The 835-nt window shown below is 40.8% G+C and carries 1 protein-coding gene; it reads left to right on the forward strand.

What is annotated here, in order from left to right; translation table 11 throughout:
• On the forward strand, positions 1-835 hold an 835-nt coding region (locus tag B0A64_RS23720), incomplete at both ends, for a glycoside hydrolase family 97 catalytic domain-containing protein (RefSeq protein ID WP_208863567.1).

Genomic DNA, 835 nt, shown 5'->3' on the forward strand with positions numbered 1-835 from the left:
TCCGGATTTTGATGTAAAAGATTTAAGTGACTATGCCAGTAAAAAGAACGTAAAAATTATCATGCATCATGAAACAACATCGTCGACTGCTGAGTATGAACGACAATTAAACGATGCCTTAAACTTTATGGTCGATAATAATTATAACGCGGTAAAAACAGGATATGTTGGACCCATTATACCAAGAGGCGAACATCATGACGGGCAGCAAATGGTCAATCATTATACGTATGTTGCAAAAGAAGCAGCCAGGCATAAAATCATGGTAGATTCGCATGAAGCAGTTCGCCCTACAGGTTTGCACCGTACCTATCCTAACTGGTTTGCACAGGAATCTGCACGAGGAACAGAGTTCGAATCGATGGAAGGAATTCATCCCGATCACACCACAATTTTGCCCTTTACCCGATTAATGGGAGGGCCTATGGATTATACTCCCGGAATTTTTCAGGGAGATTTATCGGTTTATGGATCTAAGAAAAATAAGCTGAGCACCACACTTGTCAAGCAATTGGCATTGTATGTTACCATGTATAGTCCGCTGCAAATGGCTGCCGATTTGCCGGAAAATTATATGCGTTTTAAGGATGCTTTTCAGTTTATAAAAGATGTTGCACTCGATTGGGATGCAACTTATGTCCTGGAGGCAGAACCAGGTGATTATATTACGATTGTCAGAAAAACCAAAGGAAAAGAAGAATGGTTTGTGGGAGGGATCACAGATGAGAACCCACGTTTGGCTACAATCGATTTTAGTTTTTTGCCGGCAGGAAAATCATATACCGCAACGATTTACGAAGACGGAAAAACAGCCGATTACAAAACAAATCCGCAA

The organism is Flavobacterium araucananum (genome assembly GCF_002222055.1).
Taxonomy (GTDB): Bacteria; Bacteroidota; Bacteroidia; order Flavobacteriales; family Flavobacteriaceae; genus Flavobacterium; species Flavobacterium araucananum.